General features: G+C 73.1%; 14 protein-coding genes. 8 read left to right on the top strand and 6 right to left on the bottom strand.

The window, feature by feature from the left end:
• Positions 1 to 18: 18 nt before the first annotated feature.
• The 5 genes from AA75_RS20245 to AA75_RS20225 form a co-directional block, all read right to left on the bottom strand.
• Complete coding sequence (locus tag AA75_RS20245) at positions 19 to 900, bottom strand: hypothetical protein (protein WP_051812858.1); 882 nt, start codon at positions 898 to 900, stop codon at positions 19 to 21.
• A gap of 99 nt (positions 901 to 999) precedes the next feature.
• Complete coding sequence (locus tag AA75_RS20240; protein WP_033821533.1) at positions 1,000 to 2,388, bottom strand: hypothetical protein; 1,389 nt, start codon at positions 2,386 to 2,388, stop codon at positions 1,000 to 1,002.
• A 111-nt stretch (positions 2,389 to 2,499) separates the two neighbouring features.
• Positions 2,500 to 4,140 (bottom strand): ferritin-like protein, encoded by a 1,641-nt coding sequence (locus tag AA75_RS20235; protein WP_051812856.1) that lies wholly within the window; start codon positions 4,138 to 4,140, stop codon positions 2,500 to 2,502.
• Between the two features lie 251 nt (positions 4,141 to 4,391).
• Positions 4,392 to 6,533 (bottom strand): SpoIIE family protein phosphatase, encoded by a 2,142-nt coding sequence (locus AA75_RS20230; RefSeq protein WP_033821532.1) that lies wholly within the window; start codon positions 6,531 to 6,533, stop codon positions 4,392 to 4,394.
• 328 nt (positions 6,534 to 6,861) lie between these two features.
• Positions 6,862 to 7,044: a hypothetical protein gene (locus tag AA75_RS20225; protein WP_033821531.1), complete on the bottom strand. Its 183-nt coding sequence runs from the start codon at positions 7,042 to 7,044 to the stop codon at positions 6,862 to 6,864.
• A gap of 298 nt (positions 7,045 to 7,342) precedes the next feature.
• On the opposite strand from AA75_RS20225, the gene AA75_RS20220 reads away from it, so the two are divergent.
• From AA75_RS20220 to AA75_RS20185, 8 genes are all read left to right on the top strand, one after another.
• The gene (locus AA75_RS20220; RefSeq protein ID WP_033821530.1) at positions 7,343 to 7,996 is read left to right on the top strand and encodes a DUF6629 family protein; all 654 of its coding nucleotides are present in this window, start codon (positions 7,343 to 7,345) and stop codon (positions 7,994 to 7,996) included.
• A 1,599-nt stretch (positions 7,997 to 9,595) separates the two neighbouring features.
• Positions 9,596 to 11,122, top strand: coding sequence for a sensor histidine kinase KdpD (locus AA75_RS20215; RefSeq protein WP_033821529.1), 1,527 nt, complete (start codon positions 9,596 to 9,598; stop codon positions 11,120 to 11,122).
• Positions 11,119 to 11,526 carry a roadblock/LC7 domain-containing protein gene (locus tag AA75_RS20210; protein ID WP_033821528.1) on the top strand — a complete coding sequence of 136 codons (408 nt, stop codon included), beginning with the start codon at positions 11,119 to 11,121 and terminating at the stop codon, positions 11,524 to 11,526. The genes AA75_RS20215 and AA75_RS20210 overlap by 4 nt, the downstream gene beginning before the upstream one ends.
• Positions 11,523 to 11,882 (top strand): DUF742 domain-containing protein, encoded by a 360-nt coding sequence (locus tag AA75_RS20205; RefSeq protein WP_033821527.1) that lies wholly within the window; start codon positions 11,523 to 11,525, stop codon positions 11,880 to 11,882. The genes AA75_RS20210 and AA75_RS20205 overlap by 4 nt, the downstream gene beginning before the upstream one ends.
• A complete protein-coding gene (locus AA75_RS20200; RefSeq protein ID WP_033821526.1) occupies positions 11,863 to 12,498 on the top strand; it encodes an ATP/GTP-binding protein in 636 nt (211 codons plus the stop codon). The genes AA75_RS20205 and AA75_RS20200 overlap by 20 nt, the downstream gene beginning before the upstream one ends.
• Positions 12,495 to 13,970 carry a cytochrome P450 gene (locus tag AA75_RS20195; protein ID WP_051812853.1) on the top strand — a complete coding sequence of 492 codons (1,476 nt, stop codon included), beginning with the start codon at positions 12,495 to 12,497 and terminating at the stop codon, positions 13,968 to 13,970. The genes AA75_RS20200 and AA75_RS20195 overlap by 4 nt, the downstream gene beginning before the upstream one ends.
• Before the next feature lie 211 nt (positions 13,971 to 14,181).
• Entirely contained in the window at positions 14,182 to 15,318 is a 1,137-nt protein-coding gene (locus AA75_RS20190) for a selina-4(15),7(11)-diene synthase (protein WP_033821525.1), read from the top strand.
• A 73-nt stretch (positions 15,319 to 15,391) separates the two neighbouring features.
• Positions 15,392 to 16,741 (top strand): cytochrome P450, encoded by a 1,350-nt coding sequence (locus AA75_RS20185; RefSeq protein ID WP_233289106.1) that lies wholly within the window; start codon positions 15,392 to 15,394, stop codon positions 16,739 to 16,741.
• Between the two features lie 67 nt (positions 16,742 to 16,808).
• Here the strand turns inward: AA75_RS20185 and AA75_RS20180 are convergent, their stop codons facing one another.
• Positions 16,809 to 18,470, bottom strand: a complete 1,662-nt coding sequence (locus tag AA75_RS20180; RefSeq protein ID WP_233289105.1) for a sigma-70 family RNA polymerase sigma factor — start codon at positions 18,468 to 18,470, stop codon at positions 16,809 to 16,811.
• Between the last annotated feature and the right edge of the window lie 104 nt (positions 18,471 to 18,574).

The raw sequence follows: 18,574 nt of genomic DNA, 5'->3' as shown, positions 1-18,574 counted from the left end.
GTGGCGGGGCCGGGATCCTCAGTCGTGCCGGCGGCCGTGGTCGCGGCCGTGGTCCTGACCGTCGCCGGGCACGTGGTCCTGGCCGTCCACGATGAAGCGCAGGTGCCGCTGCCAGTCCTGGAAGAGGTCCTCGTACGAGAGCAGGCGGGAGTCCTCCCGGTCGTCCAGGACGTACTCCTTGGGCTCGCGGTCGACGGCGAGCCAGCTGTTCCCCACCGTGGTGCCGGCGGCGTCCACCTCGGTGTTGACGAAGTCGGGCCGGCTGGCCGCCCAGTAGTAACAGGCACATTCGCGGTAGTCGTTCTGCCAGGGGGAGCAGAGACCCCGGGTCAGCTCCCCGGGCTGCACCATCTCCCGGTCGATCACCGGGAGGGGGCCGCCCGCCACCGCGCTGAACGCGAACAACGGCCGGACCACCAGATCCACCACCTCCAACCGGTCGGCCTCGTCCTCCTTCGCAAGGAGCCCGACCGGGAGCGGCGCCTCGGCCTTGGTGAACTCGCACTTCACCGCACGGCCGGCGTACTCCTTCAGCACCGCCGCCAGGGAGTTGGACCACTCCATGGTCACGACCCCGTCCGGGTTGCCGGCCGAGGTGAGGCGTCCGGGCGGATCCTCGTGCGGCCGCTGGGGGCCGCTGACGGGCACCACCGTCGGCTCGCCGGCCACCCGGAGCAGCCGACGGCCTTTCAGACGGGCATGCTCGCCGGAAGCGGCCACCACGTAGTTGTCCGCCTCGTGGAGCTCGATGCCCTCGAACAGCCGACGCCAGACGTTGCGGAAGTCGAACTCCAGCCCGGGGAAGGCATTGGAGATCGCCGACTCCGGGAGCGAACTCGGTGGGTTGCCGTCCGGCCGGTAGTGCAACTGGGCGGTCAGGTTGGTGGGGTCGATCCTCATGGTCCGCGGTGCTCCTGTCCTGTCCTGTCCGTGTCCGGTACGGCCTTCTGGTCCGGAGTGCTGCCGCCGTGACTGTCCCTTCCGATCGCGTGCCGCAGGTCAGGGGCCGGAGGACTCGGCGGCGAAGACGTCCCGTCTGGCCACCTTCCGGATGAGGTCCACCTGGCGGCGGGTCAGGGCGAGTGCCCTGCCGTCCGCGCCGCGCATCAGGGCGGGCATCTTGCGCCGGCCCTTTGCGGAGAGGTCGCCGATCTCGTTGTGATTGCGCAGGACATCCGCGAACCAGGGCGCGGTGCCGCTGCGCAGTCCGGTGAGGATCGACCGGTGGAGGTGGAGCAGGGCGGCGTTGTCGACCAGCGAAGGCGCCATGACGGGCTCGAACCGCCGCCCGGTGTCGGCAGTGTCCTGCCGGACCATGGTGCTCGCGACATCGGTTCGGCCGTTCACCGTGTTGCCGTTCATGACCGCCGTGTTCATCAGCCGGACCGACTCCAGGGCCCGGCGGATGATCTCCTCGGCCTGCGCCCGGCCCTCCAGCCCCGCCTCGATGTCCGTGGCCTCCGGTCCGAACATCGCCTGGTCCAGCTCGTCCGCGACGGTGCGAACCGGGAAGCTGTCCGGTGCGTACGCCGGGGGGCCGGCGCCGATCCGTGCGTAGGCGCGCAGTGGGTCGGCTCGGCCGGCGAGGCGGAGCTCGACGTGGACCAGGCCGTCGCACTCGTCGTCCAGATAGCCACTGCTGCGCCACCTGCCGTCGTCGTCCCAGCCCCGGTAGATGTTGGCGGGGACGGTCAGCGACGGGTCGCCCTCGCGGTCGAAGTGGCCCAGCCAGCCGCCCAGGTTGGCGTTGTAGAGAATGCCCGCGAGGTTCGGGTCGGGGGCCTCTTGGGGCAACTGCGGATCCTGGGCGCTGGAGCCGTACACCAGGCCCGCGGCCGGGGTGAAGCGCAGCCGGATCCCCGGGAACCCCTCGGTCGGCCTGAGGTAGCGGACGGTACCGAGCGGGAGCGTCCGACCTGCCCAGAAGTTGGGGCAGGTGCCCTCGAGCCGGTGGACGTCGTGGTCGGAGAAGGCGGGCACCACCGCGTCGATCCTGTCGCGCTCCTCCCCGGTACGGCGGTGGATCTTGTGGTTGGCCACCTCGACACTCCACCGGACGTCCCGAGGGGTCAGACCGTGCTCGGCGAGCAGGGCGGTGGTGAGCGGCTCCAGCATCCCCTCGGTGTCGGTGAGCGCCCAGACCTCCAGGAAGGGGGCGACCGGCCGGACCTTGCCGCCGACGGTGAAACGCACCGCCGATGGCACCGCGTCCGAGCTGATCCCGCCGATGTCCGGGTCCACGACGAAGGTCCTGGCCGGTCGGATCCGGCGGGCCGCGAGCGGCTGCTCCGGGTCCACCGTGACCTCGTAGTTGTCCATCGGTTCGGTGGCGGCGCCGAGCCGGCCGACCGCGAGCGGCGGGAGGATCCGCAGTTCCAGGATGGTCATGCTTGCTCCAGGTCACTAGTCCGTCGGGGCCGTGGGTGCCCGCCGCGGCCGGCCGGCGGGGTAGGCGTGGACGGCGCGGACAGCGACGTCGGCGTGGGCGGCGTATCGGTCTCACGCATGGCACGGCCCCCTTCCGGCCAGCACGCGCTCGATCAGCTCCAACGCGCGCCGGTCGGTGTCCGCGACGGCCACCAGGTAGGGGACCCCGCTGTCGGCTGCGGGGAGCACGTCCCGCAGGTCGCGGACGGCGAGTTGGGATGCCTGGACCAGGTCGCGCTGGAGCAGCCACCGGTTGCGATCGGGCTCCGGCAGGTCGAGGGTGTACGGCATCTCGAACGGTGGCCCGGCGCGCAGGCTCCCCGATCGGCTCTGACCCGATTGGCCCTGACCGGATGGGCCCTGATCGGACACCGGGAGGCGGACCAAGGCCCCGGCGATGGCCCGGAGGTTGTACATCTCCCCGAAGGCGCGGTGGATCAGGATGCCGCGGGCGGTCAGCGCACCGGCGTGGTCGAGCGGGCCGGACAGCCGGAATGCATGCGCGATGGAGACCAGCAGCATGCGGTAGCGCAGGTTGAACAGGTGGCCCCAGCGCAGGGCGGCCGGGTCGGTGATCTCGCGGCTGATGTGCTTCCGGTGTGCGGTGAGGTCCGTTCCGGTGTGGGCCGTCCCGGCGACGGCCGGCGTCGCGAACCGTGCGGCGTCGTCCCTGAGCCGGTGCGAGGTCCGCGGATTGTCCGCCAGCCTCCGCGAGATCTTGTCCCGGTCGTCCTCGGGCTCGGCGATCATCTCCTGGTAGATCGTCAGGAAGCGGCGGAAGTGCGAGGTCTCGTCCTGGCCGTCGTCCTTGAGGTCGTCCAGCGCCTCGCCCTGCTCGCCGATCTGCCGCAGGGCCGAGAGGGCGGAGTCCCGCGAATGCACGCCGAGGATGAGGAGTTCGGGCGCCTCGAGTTCGGGCACGTTCCCCGAGTCCCGCCCGCGCTCGCCCCGGGTGTAGCCGCGGCCCCACTCGTCCCAGTCCGCCTGGAAGGGCAGGGTGGCCGCCTGGAAGTCGGAGTCCGGGACGAGCTCGCGGTCGCCGAGCACGGCCACCAGCCGACGGTACAGCGCACCGACCTGGTTGACCTCCTGCCCGGCCTCGACCCCCGCCAGCCGCCTGATCGCCGTGGCTTCGTCACCTGACCACCCCGGTGGGCTCTCGGCGCAGATGTACGTGGCGAGCGAGGCCGGGGTGAGGCGGCGGAGCGTGAACGGGAACGGGTAGAACTCCGTCCCCCAGGGGTAGTCCTCGCGGTCGAGGTTGATCGGCGCGCCGAGGGCGGTGAGCAGGTTCTGCACCGTCAGGAAGTGGCCCATCTCCTCCTTGGCGATGCCGAGGATGATCTCCTGCCAGCGTCGGACCTGCGCGCGCAGCCGGTCGGGGACGTCCGGGCCGCCCAGCGAGTACGCGGCGAAGAGGTACTGCACCATCAGCGAGTGCTCGATCTCCGCGGCGATGTGCAGGAGCATCACGGTGTAGTCCCGCCAGTTGAACTCCGGCGGCAGCACCGGGACCCGGTCGGCCGTGCCGTCGCTCCCGGCTTCCGTCGTACCGACGCCCGTGGTGCCGGCGTCGGGGCCGGGGTCGGTCGGGATCGGGGTCAGGGTGCCCGGGGTGGCGGGTCCGCCGAGGATTCCTCCCGGCGCCGTGGGCGGGACGGTGAGCAGCTCCGGGAGCACGGAGCCCAGGTGTCTGGTGATCCTCGAGCGCATGGGAACCCTCCGGCTGATCCAATGGACCGTCACCCGTGGTGACCTCGCGGAGCAACCCTGACCGGGCGGTTCGTTCACTGTCTAGTCGCGCCACCTGTTCGGCGGGGTGCGCGAATCCCGGCGGGGGAGTGCGGAGTGCGCCCGTTCGCGCCCCTGTTCGTTCGTGCCCCAGTTCGACACCGGCTCAGCTGTGCCATCGGACGCCCGCAGGCGGGAGGCGGGAGGCGGGAGACGGAAAGGCTGGCGGACCGTCAGGACTTGTGGGTGTCCCGGGGCAGGTGGAACTCGCACCACACGCTCTTTCCGGTTCCGCGCGGTTCGACTCCCCAGCTCGCAGCCAGCGCCTCGACCAGCATCAGCCCGCGGCCCGAGGTGGCCGTCTCGCCCGGGGCCCGCCGGTGCGGCAGCTCGCTGGAACGGTCCTGGATCTCCAGGCGGATACGTCGGGCCGGCCGGGTGAGCAGTTCGACGGTGAGGATCGCGCCGCCGTCCGTGTGCACCAAGGCGTTGGTGAGCAGTTCACCGGCGGCGAGTTCGATGTCGGGGCCCAGCCCGGCAGCGCCCCAGGCGGCGAGGGCCTGCCGGAGCATGGTCCGGGTCTCCGTCAGTCCCTCCGGGTCGGCCTGGTGGACGTGCTGGATCATCTGCCGCTCAGCGTGCGCCCCCGGCACGGCGGCCCGGCACAGCAGGAGCAGCGCCATGTCGTCGTCCTGGCCGGTCCGGGCGAGCAGTTCGGTGCAGAGGTGATCGGCGAGCTTCTCCAGGTCGGGCGGCCCGGAGTGGACCGCGGCCGCGAGCGCCTGGAGGCCTTCGGAGATGTCCTGGCCGCGGTGCTCGACCAGGCCGTCCGTGCACATCAGCAGGGTGTCCGAGGGGTTGAGGTCGAGCCGGGTCTCCGGGTACTCGTCGTGGCCGAGCACCGTGGCCACCCCGAGTGGTAGCCCGCCACGGACCGCCGGCCAGCTGGTCCGCCCGCTGGCGTGCCGGATCAGGGGTTCGAGGTGACCGGCGCGGACCAGCCGAAGGGTGCCGGTCTCGAGGTCGGCCTCGGCGTAGATGCAGGTGGCGGACCGCTCGGTGTCGAGATCCGCGAGGAACCGGGAGACCCGCGAGATCACCGTCGCGGGGGCGTGACCCTCGGCAGCGTAGGCGCGCAGCGCGATCCGCAGCTGGCCCATGATCGCGGCGGCGTGGCTGTCGTGGCCCTCGACGTCACCGACCACCACCGCGACCCGGCGGCGGGGCAGCGGCACCAGGTCGTACCAGTCGCCGCCGACCTCGCGCCCGGTCCGCCCGGCCCGGTAGCGGGCGGCGACCGAGCCGCCGCCGATCTTCGGCAGCCGGCGCGGCAGCATGGTGTTCTGCAGCGTGGTGGCGAACTCGCGCTCCTGGTCGAACAGCATGGCCCGCTGGAGGGACTGGGCGACGGCACTGCCCAGGGCGATGCAGATGTTGCGGTCCTCGGTGCTGAAGCGGCGCCGGTCCCCGTAGTACAGCCCGAGCGCGCCGATCGTCCTGGCCTGGGCGGCGAGCGGGAGGAAGGCGGCGGCGCGGATGCCCATCTGTTCGACGTACGGCAGCAGCCGCGGGTACCGGTCGACCAGCTCCTGCTCCGAACCGATGAACACCGGCCGCCTGCTACGGGCGGCCTCGGCCAGCCCGAGCCGGTCCTCCACCCGCGTCACGGAGAGGTCGTCCAGTGCCCTGAGCTCGGGGGAGGGCTGCTTGGTGACCGCGACCAGCCGCAGGACATCGCCGTCGAGCAGTCCCAGGGCCAGGCCGTCCGCGCCGAACCGCCGCAGACCCTCGCTGTCGGTGAGCACGCTGGTGACGTCCCGGACGGTCAGCGCCCGGGCGAGCGCCTCGGTGGTGTTGCGCACCGAGTCGGTCTGGCGGCGGCGGTCCGCCGCCAGGGTGCGCATCGCCGCGGCGTGCGCCAGCTCCTCCTCGGCGTCGCGGACGATGCCGACGATCCGGTACGCGTGGCCCTGCTCGTCGCGCAGGATCCGGCCCTGGGTGTGCGCCCAGCCCGGGGTGCCGTCCCGGCGGAGCAGTCGGAAGTAGGTGGCGAAGGTGAGGTCGCCCTGGCGCAGCGCGCGGGAGACGGCCTCGTCCAGCCGGGCACCGTCCTCGGCCGGCACCCGCGCGACGAGTGTGGCGGGCTTGCCGTCGAACTCCTGCGGGGTCAGGTCGAACAGCCGCAGGCCGATCTCGTCCAGGTGGTACACACCGGTGTCGAGGTCCCAGTCGAAGCTGCCCATGCCGTTGAGGGCGAGCCGGTCCGTCGCCGCGGTGGGGGCCCCCTCGGCGGGGGAGGTCACGGCGGTGGCGGGTGACGGGCGCGAGGCACGGGGGTCGTAGCCGTCCCTGGAGGACGCGGCAGGTTCCGCCATGGCGGCTCCCCGGGGGAGTGGTGGTGCGGGGACCGTTCCGCGGGTCGTGGCGGATAGGGCCGGGCCCACCGCCGCACGGCCCTTGCGTGAGGCCGGTCCTGATCGCCGGGAAAATCCCGGCCAGTCTATCCAGCGGGAGTGGCCGCCGCATGGCTGTGCACGGCTGTGCGCGCGGCGTCGGATCGGCGCGGTCGAGCCCCGGACGTGCGATGGCGGGTGAGTAGGGGTGGCGGGGTGTGCCTCCGGTGGCGCGAAGGGCGCCCCCGCCGGGTGGGTCGTCGCTCGTCCGGGGTGGCCGCCGGCGTGGAGCGGTCGGTTGGTCGGCTACTCAGCCGGTCGGGCGCCAGCCCCAGTAGCCGGGGGAGTGGGGAGGCGGGTCGGTGGGACCCGCGTCCTGGCAGCAGGCCCGGTGGCAGTCGGGGGCGTCCGCCGCGCCCGGGTCCTCCTCGGGATCGGTCACATAGGTCGTGCTGGTGGCGATCCGCTGCGGCCTGGCTCGCTGTTCGTCCACGGATGATCCCGTCCCTGTTGATGGATCCCTCTGACTGGCAGGGGCTGACACTACCTACTGTAGCTGACCGTGTACATGGCGAAGTCTGGCTGCGGCTTTCTTGCCCCGGACACGCTGTGGCCCTCCGCCTGCCGCCGGACCACGGAGCGAGGCGGCGGCGCGGTGGGCACTCGGCGCCGCCGCGCCGGAGCTGTCCCGGCCTGCGGCCGACCGGCGTCTGCGCGGCCTAACCTGGCGGGGAGCAGGACCGACCTGGAGGTGGCGCGGGTGGCGAGTCGTGGACTCCCGGATGTGCCGAATGTGCTGGAGCGCTGAAGCCGACGCTGTCTCCGGCGCCGTGGTCGCGGCGCTCGGGGTCGCCTGCCTGGCCCGGGTCCGCGACCCTCGACAGTTGCCGCTGGCGGCGCTGCCGCTGCTGCTCGGCCTCCACCAGCTGATCGAGGCGGTGGTCTGGCTGGGTGCCGACGGCAGGATCGGGCAGTCCGCCGCAGCCGCGGCCCGCGTCGCCTGGACGGTGATCGCACTGCCGCTGCTGCCGGTCCTGGTGTCCGTCGGCGTCCGGTGCGCGGCCCGCCCGCGGACCGCACTGCAGCTCCTCCTGGTCGGCGTCGGATGCGCCGTTTCGGTGGCATCGACGATCGCCCTGGCCACCCGTCCGGTCACGGTACGGGTCGACGGGCATGTGCTCGCGTACGCGGTCGGGGTGCCCGGCGCGGGCCTGCTGCTGGTGGGATACCTGACGGCCACGGTGGGAGCGCTGCTGGCCTCGGGAGACCGGCTGCTGCGCCTACTGGGGGTGCTGGTCGGGGTCGGGGCCGTGGTGTGCGCGCTGATGTGGCGGCTTGCGTTCGTGTCGACCTGGTGCGCGCTGGCGGCGGTGGCTGCGCTGGTGCTGCTGCGGTGGGTCCGCGACGCGCGGCCAGGTGCGGTGCCGGCTCGCGAACGGCCTTGAGCGGGGCCGAACGAGGCCAGGCCGCAGCCGGGGGACCGGGCCCCGAGCCGGTGGGCGCGCGACTGCGGCCTCGGTGCCGTCGAGCAGCGGCGGGATCGAGGCGCATCGCTGCCGGGTAGCCCCTCCTGCCGGTCCCGGTAGGCCGGCCATTCGCCCCGAGGCGCGTGCCCGCGTCAAACACGGAGCGCCTCGTTCTGGTAGCGGATGGGCCGTCAACTGGTCGCGGCGGGCCGCGTCAACGCGTCGGCGTCAGAATCCGGGCGACGCCCGCCGCCGCGATGGCCGGTGGCCCCCGGCTGCTTCCCGGATCCCCTCCCCGCAGCCCGCTCCGGCCGGACGTACGAGCCACCGAATCGAGTGGTGCGGGACTCCTCGAGCAAGGGGCGCACGTCAGGTGTGCGCCCCCGGCGCATGGCGGAGACGGGGCTTCACCTGGGACTGAACCGGTGTGTGAGACCCCGGAAACGACGGTAGGGATTGCGACGGTACGCAGACGATCCGGTGCTCCCGAACCGGGAGAGGACGGAGGACGATCGATGAGGAAGCTGGAAGATCCGGGCCTTGCCCGCGCCGTCGGGACGGGTTCCTGTCACTGCAGACCGCACCGCAGACCGCACCGCAGGCCTCACCGGCCGCACCGAGCGGTCCCGACCAGGCGTCATCCCGCCATGGCGGAGAGAGACTTCGGGGCCGGGCCTCCATCGGTCCGCGACCCGAAGGCCGGGCATCCGGTGAGGCGGCCGGCTGTCACGCGTGGCCCACCGGCAAGCCGCCCCCGGAGGACGGGCCGGGCCGGACGCGCCGAGCGAGTCCCGGCCGGGCGGACGCGGACGCGGACGCGGGCGTGCAGGGCGACGAGCGGATGCGGATGCCGGTACGCCACGCGACCGTCCGTACGAAGGGGGCGCGGGCCAAGGGGAGGAGGTGGCCGTCCGCCGAGCGGGGCCGAACCGTCGGGGGCGTGCGGCCGCCAGCATCCGCCGGTCGCCGCGCACAACCCGCCCCTCGCGCATCCCGGGCAGGGCCCGGGTCGGTCGGCCGGTGATCGGTCCGGATCGGTCCGGAACGGCCGGGCCCGGGCGGCCAGAGTGAAGGCCCGGACGGACGGTGACCGCCCCGGTGGCGTTCTGCCGCACGGATGCTCCGTGGGCTGACCGAGTCCTGGCCGTCCTCTGATTGGCCGTCATCATCGGCCCCACCGCCGGGTGCCGGGCGGAAAGGTCCCGCTAATGCCGTGCCAAGGCCGTGTGAAGGTTCCCCGCGAAAGCTGAAAGGAGGGCATGGTGGAACGCCGGTAGGACATAATGGTTTGCGGCGCTCGACGGGTCCATGACAGGCGATGCTCTGTCCACGACCCGCCGCATCTCCGCAGGTGAGTCCTCGGCGCGACAAGACGGATAATTCCAGGCCTTGTTGAGGCAGTGTCAGGATGATCCGAAGAACCGGCTATGCTGCTCCCGGCCCAGCGTGCTGCACCAATGGCACCCGGTCGGCACGGTCGCACCCGGGACCCGGGTCGGGCGACACCTCCGTCGGCCGAGCTGCTGACGGCCCGTTTCGCTCGTCGTTCCATAACCTTTCGATCGTTTGAGGACGCTGATGCTTCGTGCTGGATCGTCACCCGGAGACCGGCGCCCAGCTCCGGTTCTCGGTTGGCTCCTTCCCACGGCGGTAGTGGTGGCGGCCGCGGCCGTCGCGACGTCGGTGGTCGACCCCGCGGCACGGACCGCCGTCGCCCTGTGCGGCGCGGTGGCCACCCTGGCGGTGGCCCTGGTGGCGGCCGAGGCGGCCCGGCGCGGCCGCGCACTGGCCGCGCTGCGCGACACCGGCCGGCGGCAGGAGACCGAGCTGCGTCAGCGGCTGGCCCAGCAGGAGGCGCAGACCGCCCAGTTGGCCGCCTCGCTGCTGCCGCAGGCGGTGGCGCGGCTGCAGCAGGGCGAGTTCGTCGAGGACGTGCTCAGGGGCGCCGAGCTGTACGACGGCTCGGTCACTCCGGAGTTCCAGGCAGCCCGGCAGGCGGTGCTGCGCTCGGTGCTCGAGGCGGTCGACGCCGAGGAGGGCCTGCGCGAGTCCGCCCAGCGGGCGTTCGTGAACATCGCCCGCCGGGTGCAGGCCATCGTGCACCGTCAGGCACAGGACCTGCGCGAGATGGAGGACCGGCACGGCAACGACCCGGCGGTCTTCGAGGACCTGCTCCAACTCGACCACGGCAACGCGCTGGTGGGCCGCCTGGCGGACTCCATCGCGGTGCTCGGCGGCGCCCGTCCGGGCCGCCAGTGGAGCCGTCCGGTGCCGCTCTACAGCGTGCTGCGCGGCGCCGTCTCGCGGATCCTGGACTACCAGCGGGTCGACCTGCACCCGGTCTCCGAGGTCGCCGTGGTGGGCCCGGCCGTCGAGCCGCTGATCCACGCGCTGGCCGAGCTGCTCGACAACGCGACCCGCTACTCGCCGCCGCAGACCCGGGTGCACCTGACCGCGGTCGAGGTGCAGACCGGCATCGCCGTCGAGATCGAGGACGGCGGCCTGAGCCTGAGCGAGGAGGGCCGGGCCCGCGCCGAGCGGATGCTCAAGGAGGCGCAGGCCGGCATCGACCTGAACGACCTCGGTGAGACGCCCCGGCTGGGTCTCGCGGTGGTCGGCCGGCTCGCGCAGGCGTACGGCTTCCAGGTCTCGCTGCGGCCGTCGGCCTACGGCGGTGTGCGGGCGGTGCTGATCGTGCCGCAGGAGCTGATCACCACCGCGCCGGCGACCGGGCGGGCGCACGGTATCGGTGCCGCCTCCGGCCCCCGTCCGGCCGTGGCGGCCGCCGCCCCGGCACCTGCCAGGGTGGCCGGTCCCCGCCACGCCGCCGTTCCCGCACTGTCGGGCGAGGAGGAGACGTTCGAGGTGAGCGAGCGGACCGCCAACGGGCTGCCGCAGCGCCGCCGTCGCAGCGCCCCCGGTGCCGTCGTGGCCGGCCCCGCCCCGGTGGCCGTCGTCGCCCCGCGGGCCGCCGAGCCGGATGCCGGTGCGACGCAGCCCGGTATGTGGTTGGCCGCCTTCCAGAGCGGGGTGAACGGCCCGGGGTCGGACACCGTGCCGGTGGGCCGAGAAAGTGACCAGTCGTCAGGTAAGGGTGAGCAGTGATTCAGCAGCGGGCCAACATGGACTGGATGCTCAAGGATCTGGCGGACAGCGTCCCGCAGACGCGGCACGTGGTGGTGCTCTCCTCGGACGGCCTGCGGATGGCGCAGTACGGGACCGACACCGACACCGCCGACCGCCTGGCGGCGGCCTGCGCCGGTCTGCAGAGCCTGGCGGGCGCGGTCGCCACCGAGTTCCCGCACGGGGACGGCCGGATGCGGCTGGTGGTGATCGAGATGGGCGGCGGCTTCTTCTACCTGATGGCGGCGGGCGCCCGGGCCTACCTCGCGGTGCTGGCCGACGAGGGGGTCGACGCGGGCCTGATGGGCCAGCGGATGCGCGACCTGGTGGCCCGGATCGGCGGCCATCTGAGCACCCCGCCGCGCAACGGCGAGCAGGACGCATGAGTGACCCGGACCAGGAGTGGGACGAGGGTGACCCCGAGCGGCTGTACGTCATCACCAGGGGCCGCGGAGGCTTATCCCAGCGGGCGGCGCTCGACCTGGTCACCCTGATCGTCGCGCGTGCCGAGCCGCATCCGTCGATGCAGCCCGAGCACGCGGCGATCCTGCGGATGTGCCACTACCCGCTGTCCGTCGCGGAGGTCTCCGCGTACCTGAGGCTGCCGATGAGCGCGACCACCGTGCTGATCGCCGACCTGCTGGCGGACAAGCGGGTGGAGGCACGCGCCCCCGTTCCCAAGGCCCTTCTTCCCGACCGTGCCCTGATTGAGGCGGTGATGCATGGACTTCAAAAGCTCTGACACGGTCGTCGCCCCGGGCCCGTTCGCGGGGCCGCGGAGCGAGGACATACTCCCCGCCTCGGCCGCCACCGCCGTCAAGGTGGTCATCGTGGGCGGGTTCGGGGTCGGCAAGACGACCCTGGTCGGTGCCGTCAGCGAGATCCGTCCGCTGACCACCGAGGAGACGATGACGCAGGCCGGTGCCGACGTCGACGACAACGCGGGTGTCGAGCGGAAGACCGCGACCACGGTCGCGATGGACTTCGGCCGGATCAGCATCAACGACGAGCTGGTGCTGTACCTCTTCGGTACCCCTGGCCAGCAGCGGTTCTGGTTCCTGTGGAACGGCCTGTTCGAGGGCGCGCTCGGCGCCGTCGTGCTGGTCGACACCCGTCGCCTCGAGGTCAGCTTCGACGTGATCGGGCGGCTGGAGGAGCGCGGCGTGCCGTTCGTAGTGGCCGTCAACACCTTCCCGGAGTCGCCCTCCTACCCCGTCGAGGAGCTCCGCGCCGCACTGGACCTGCCGGCCGAGGTGCCGATAGTCGGGTGCGACGCCCGCAGACGTGAGTCCGGACGCGATGTCCTGATGTCACTTATGCGCTACCTCTACTCGCTCACCAATCCGGAGAGACCGTGACCTCCCCAGTCCCTGCCGACCACGCCCTCACCCCGCCCCCCGGGTGCCCGGCGCACGGCCTCGGCCCCGACGGCATACGCAGGCTGTACGGCCCCGAGGCCGAGGCCGACCCGTCCGGCCTGTACGAGAAGCTGCGGGCCGAGCACGGCCCGGTGGCGCCCGTCCTGCTCCACGGCGACCTGCCCGCGTGGCTGGTGCTGGGGCACCGGGAGAACCTGGACGTGGCCCGCACCCCGTCCCGGTTCTCCCGGGACTCCCGCCGCTGGACGGCGTTCCAGCACAACCAGGTGGCGCCGGACTCCCCGCTGCTGCCGATGGTCGGCTGGCAGCCGCTGTGCGTGTTCGCGGACGGTGCCGAGCACAAGCGGCTGCGCGGCGCGGTCACCGACAGCCTGGAGATGTTCGACCGGCGCGGGGTCCGCCGCCATGTCACCCGCTTCGCCGGCCAGTTGATCGACGGCTTCGCGGCGGCGGGGACGGCGGACCTGGTCAGCCAGTTCGCCGAGCACCTGCCGATGCTGGTGATGACCCAGCTGCTGGGGATGCCCGAGGAGTACGGTCCGCGCCTGGTGGAGGCGGCCCGGGACCTCATGAAGGGCACCGAGACCGCGGTCGCCAGCAACGAGTACGTGGTGGCGACGCTGCGTCAGCTGGTCCAGCGCAAGCACACCGCGCCCGGCGCCGACCTGCCGTCCTGGCTGCTGCACCACGAGGCCGGGCTGGACGACGAGGAGGTGATGGAGCACCTGCGGCTGATCCTGGTGGCCGCGAACGAGACCACGGTCAACCTGATCGCGGACACCCTGCGGATGGTGCTCACCGACCGTCGTTTCCGAGCCAATCTGTCGGGTGGTCACATGACCCTGCCGGACGCGCTGGACCAGGTGCTGTGGGACTCGCCGCCGCTGTCGGCCGTCCCCGGCCGCTGGGCCACCGGCGACACCGAGCTCGGCGGCCGCCGGATCCGGGCCGGCGACATGCTGCTGCTGGGCCTGGCGGCGGGCAATGTCGACCCGCAGATCCGGCCGGATCTCGACGAACCGCTGTACGGGAACCGCTCGCACCTGGCGTTCAGCAGCGGTCCGCACGAGTGCCCGGGCCAGGACGTCGGCCGGGCCATCGCCGAGGCCGGGATCGACACCCTGCTGGCCCGGCTGCCGGACCTGCGGCTGGCCGTGTCCGAGGACGAACTGCGCTGGAACTCGGCCTGGTTGTCGCGCCACCTGGCCGAACTGCCGGTCGAGTTCACCGCCCGCCGGCCGAAGGCTGCCACGGCGGCACCCCTCGTGGAGCCGGCCACCGTCCCGGCGCCGGGCGCACCGACGGGCCGGCGGCAGCCCGAGGGACGGCTCGAGGGGCAGTTCGAGGCGTCCTTCGAGGCACAGCCCATGACGGACGATCGGGCGACGGCCCCTCAGGAGCCGCGTCGGCACTGGTGGAGCGTGCTCACCGCCAGGCTGCGGGGCCGCTGACCGGACCGGCCCCCGTACCTGCTGGTAGCAGCGGGTGCGGGGGTCGTGATCCAGCCAGTCCATTGGCAGGTTCTGGTCAATTGGCGGGTCGCAGCCCTTGACGCGGGATGCCATGTGCCGGTGTTCTTACGTGATCCATTTCGGCCGGCCGTACGGGGGCGTGCCCGGCACCCGAGCGGACTGGGAGAGCCATAAGTTGACCGAGATTTCGATGGCGCGCGGGCTGACGGCGGTACCGCCGATCTACTCCCCCTACCGAGCAGCCATCCACCCCCGACACGAGGCCGTCGACCGGCACACCGCAGGCTGGGCAGGCAAGTTCGCGATAGGTTCGCCCGAACTGCGCAGCCATCTGGTGGACCACAATATTGGCACATTCGCCGCACGGATTCTTCCCGAAGGGCGGGAGGAGGTCGTCGAGATCCTCGCCGACTTCGTGATCTGGCTGTTCGGCGTCGACGACGGCTACTGCGAGGAGGGCGACCTCAGCAGACGACCGGGCGAACTCCTCGGCGCACTGTCCAGACTCCTGAGAGTGGCTCAGAACCCCGAAGCGCCCATGCTGCTGGACGACGCGCTCGCCGGCGGCCTGCGGGACCTGCGGGCCCGAATATCCGAGCACGGCACCGCCGGACAGGTGGCCCGCTGGGTGGACGCACTGCGCGAGTACTTCCTCTCGGTGGTCTGGGAGGCCGAGCACCGCAGCCAGGGCACCGTCCCCGACCTCAACGACTACACCCTGATGCGGATCTACGACGGCGCCACCTCGGTGGTCCTGCCGCTGCTGGAGATGGGCCACGGCTACGAGCTCCAGCCCCACGAACGCGACCGCACCAGCGTCCGGGCCGCCGCCGAGATGGCGTACTTCGTCATCTGCTGGGACAACGACCTGTTCTCGCACCACAAGGAGAGCCGCACCGGCGGCTACTACCTGAACGCCATCCGGGTGCTGGAGCACGCCCACGGCATCTCCACCGAGGAGGCCGTCGAGCGCGCCATCGCCCAACGGGACCGGGTGCTGTGCCTGTTCGTCCGCCTCTGCGCGGACCTGCGCCGCACCGGCAGCCCGCAGCTGCGCCGCTACCTCGCCAGCCTGGAGGCGTTCATCCGCGGCGCCCAGGACTGGGGCATCAGCTCCCGCCGGTACACCACCCCCGACGACCCGGCCGACCTGCCGGCGGTCTTCCGCGACACCCCCACCGACAGCAGCCCGGAGCCGCTGGACATCCCCGCCGTCGCCTGGTGGTGGGACCTGCTGCCCCGCGAGGACGCCCTGCCGGCGGCCGCCCCGGCCCGCCGTTCCCCGGTCTACGAGCTGCGCCCCACCGCGGCCCGCCGTACCGCCTGACCCGGCGCCGCCCGGGACGCCGCCGGCGCCCCGGGACATCCCCCACAGACATCATCCGGAAAGGAGTGCCGGGGTGGCAGCCGAACTGCAGTCGATCCCGCGCGCGCCCGGAGGGCTTCCGCTGCTCGGCCATGTCTGGCCGCTGTGGCGCGACCCGCTGGGGTTCGTGAAATCACTGACCGGCGAGGGCGAGGTGGTCCGGGTCGACCTGGGCACCCTGCCCGTCGTCTTCGTCACCAGCGCCCGACTGGCGCACGCCGTGATGGTCACACACGGCACCAGCTTCGAGAAGGGCCGGCTGTTCGACCGGATGCGCCCGATGGTCGGCGACGGCCTGGCGACGGCGACCAACAAGGTCCACCTGCCGCACCGGCGGCTGATGCAGCCTTCGTTCCACCACCGGAGGATCGCCGGCTACTGCGAGACCATCAGCCGTCAGGCGCAGGAACTGGTGGCGGGCTGGGAACCGGACCGGCGGATCGCGGTCGAGCAGGTGATGGGCGAGTTCTCGGTGGCCACCCTGGCGGCGACCATGTTCTCCGCCGACATCGGCCGGCCCGCCATCGAGGCGGTCCGCCGCGACGTGCCGGTCATCCTGAAGAACATGCTGCTGCGGGCCGTCTCCCCGCAGTTCCTGGACCGCCTGCCGATCGCGCCGAACCGCCGCTTCGACGCCGCCGCGGCCCGGCTGCGCTCGGTCATCGACGAGGTGATCGCGGCCACCCGCAGGTCCGGCGGTGACCACGAGAGCCGGGCCGACCTGCTGTCGACCCTGCTGGCCGCCCGGGACGCCGACACCGGTGCCGCACTGAACGACGTCGAGGTCCGCGACGAACTGGTCACCATCCTGTTCGCCGGCACCGAGACCGTCGGCTCCACCCTGGCCTGGACGTTCCACGAGCTCGCCCACCACCCCGAGGCCGAGGCCCGGCTGCTGGAGGAGATCGACACCGTGGTCGGCGACCGGCCGGTCACCTTCGAGGACGTCGCCAAGCTCACCTACACCCGCCAGGTGCTGGACGAGGCGGTCCGGCTGCACGGGGTCACCCTGCTGATGCGGCGGGCGCTCGCGCCGGTGCGGCTCGGCGGGGCGACCGTTCCCGCGGGCACCGAGGTCGCGTTCAGCCTGTACGCGGTGCACCGGGATCCGGCCGTCTACGCCGACCCGGACCGCTTCGACCCGGACCGCTGGCTGCCGGAGCGACGGGCCGGCCTGCCGCGGGAGGCGTTCATCCCGTTCGGCGCCGGTTCCCGGCAGTGCATCGGCGACGCCTTCGCGAAGGCGGAGATGACCATCACCCTGGCCACCGTGCTGAGCCGCTGGCGGCTGCGGCCGGTGCCAGGCCACGTCACGGGCGAGGCGATGGCGGCGATGCCGCACCCGGACCACCTGCCGATGACGCTGGTCGCCCGGGCGGCCTGAGCGCCCGGCTCCCGGTGGCGGACCGGCCCCACGGCCGGGCCGCCACCGGGGCGGAGGGCACCGCCGGTCAGGCGGGCTTGCCGAAGTCCTGGGTCCACCAGGGCCCGCCGGTGCCGGTGTGCACCCCGACGCCGAGCTCGGTGAACGCGCAGTTGAGGATGTTGGCCCGGTGCCCCTCGCTGTGCATCCAGGCGTCCATCACGGCCGCGGCGTCGCGCTGGCCGCGGGCGATGTTCTCGCCCCAGGTGTTCCACTTGTACCCGGTCGCGTCGATCCGCTGCTGCGGCCCCGCGCCGTCCGGGTTGGTGTGGTCGAAGAACCCGCGGGCGGCCATGTCGTCAGAGTGCTTCTGGGCCGCCTCCTGCAGCTTGGTGCTGGCCTTGACGGGACCGCAGCCCGCCTTCGCGCGCTCCGCGTTCACCAGGTCGATCACCTGCTGGACGGTGTCCGCGCTCGGCGGGGAGGCGGGCGGCACCGCGGCCGTCGCGCTCGGCTTCGGCGCGGGGGTGGTCTTCACCGGCGCGGGCGACGGCGCGGCGCTGCTCGGTGCGGCCGAGGGGCTCGGGGAGGTGCTGGTCGGCGCCGACGCGGACGGCGAGGCCGGCTGGCTGGCCGACGGCTCCTGGCTCGGGGTGGCCTCGCCCGCCGTGTCGAGCCGGGTGGCGGCCGTGGGCTCCTGGGCGGCGTCGGTGTTCGGCGACGAGCCCGGCATCACACTCGCGGTCAGTCCGGCGACCGCCGCCGTCAGTACGGCCGCGCCGAGCACCTTCATCGGCGCGCCGCTCCTCGGCCTGGCCCGGCGCCGGCTCCCGGCCCGCCGGTGGGCACCCCGCCCGCCGGCCGAACCGGACCCGCCGGACCCGTGGCCGCCGTCGTACGGGCCGTGGCCGGCCCCGTGCCCGAGGTCGACCAGCGGCCCGAGCCCGAGCTGGTCTGCGTACCCGGCCGGCAGCGGCACCATGGCGAGACCGGCCAGCAGCCCCTCGGCCGGGACCAGTCCGTGCCGGGCCTGCGAGCAGTACCCGCACTCGCGGGCGTGCCGGGCGAACCGCTTGCGCCACAGCGCGCTCGGTATGCCGTCCCAGTGCATCGTCAGCTCGGCCAGCTGCCAGCACGGCTGCGGCGCGGCGAGCGCGCGGACCACCACCCGGGCGGTCTCCAACTGCTCCTTCACCCGCTGCACCCGCACGGCGGCGTGCTGGGGGGAGAGCTCCGCGGCGGCGGCCAGTTCGGCGCGGGTCAGCTCGCCCGCGGCCTCCAGCCACCACAGCGCCAGCAGCTCCCGCTCCTGCTCGTCCAGCCAGCGGGTGGCCTCGGCGACCTCGCGGCGCTGCTCGGACAGGCCCAGCCGGACGATGGTCAGCCCGACGAAGTCGGCGGCCGGATCCGGCACCTCGTACGCCTCGTACAGACCGTCCGCCCCCGCCGGGACGGCGTCGCGGTAGCGGCGGCGGATCTGGTTCATGGCGATGGCCACCAGCCAGGAGCGGAACCCGGCCGGGTCCCGCAGACCGGGCAGGCCGTCCACGGCCCGCAGCATGGTCTCCTGCACCACGTCGTCGGTGTCGGGGTGCCCGGCCAGCGCCCGCCCGACGATGTTGTAGACCAGCGAGAGGTGCGCGGCGAGCAGCTCGGCGGTCGCCTGCCGGTCGCCGCTCCTCGCCCGGCCGACCAGCGCCGCCGTGCGGCCGCCGTCCAGGTTGCGGTCGGTCTCCACTGCTCGGTTCACCTCTGTGCCAGCCTTCCCGGTGTTTCCCTCACGTATTGGGAGATCCGGCGGCCGCCCGCCGATAACAGAAATCGCTCCGAATCTTTCGGAACCGGTCCGTGCCG

This window comes from Kitasatospora sp. MBT63, from assembly GCF_000710465.2.
Taxonomy (GTDB): Bacteria; Actinomycetota; Actinomycetes; order Streptomycetales; family Streptomycetaceae; genus Kitasatospora.
The sequence above is the reverse complement of the archived record's forward strand: the minus strand, read 5'-3'. Positions and strand labels throughout refer to the sequence as shown.

Coding starts and splice junctions, on each gene's coding strand:
- AA75_RS20205 (WP_033821527.1), top strand. CDS start 11,523: ATGAGTGACCCGGACCAGGAGTGGGACGAGGGTGACCCCGAGCGGCTG.
- AA75_RS20240 (WP_033821533.1), bottom strand. CDS start 2,388: ATGACCATCCTGGAACTGCGGATCCTCCCGCCGCTCGCGGTCGGCCGG.
- AA75_RS20215 (WP_033821529.1), top strand. CDS start 9,596: ATGCTTCGTGCTGGATCGTCACCCGGAGACCGGCGCCCAGCTCCGGTT.
- AA75_RS20230 (WP_033821532.1), bottom strand. CDS start 6,533: ATGGCGGAACCTGCCGCGTCCTCCAGGGACGGCTACGACCCCCGTGCC.
- AA75_RS20235 (WP_051812856.1), bottom strand. CDS start 4,140: ATGCGCTCGAGGATCACCAGACACCTGGGCTCCGTGCTCCCGGAGCTG.
- AA75_RS20220 (WP_033821530.1), top strand. CDS start 7,343: ATGTGCTGGAGCGCTGAAGCCGACGCTGTCTCCGGCGCCGTGGTCGCG.
- AA75_RS20200 (WP_033821526.1), top strand. CDS start 11,863: ATGGACTTCAAAAGCTCTGACACGGTCGTCGCCCCGGGCCCGTTCGCG.
- AA75_RS20190 (WP_033821525.1), top strand. CDS start 14,182: ATGGCGCGCGGGCTGACGGCGGTACCGCCGATCTACTCCCCCTACCGA.
- AA75_RS20245 (WP_051812858.1), bottom strand. CDS start 900: ATGAGGATCGACCCCACCAACCTGACCGCCCAGTTGCACTACCGGCCG.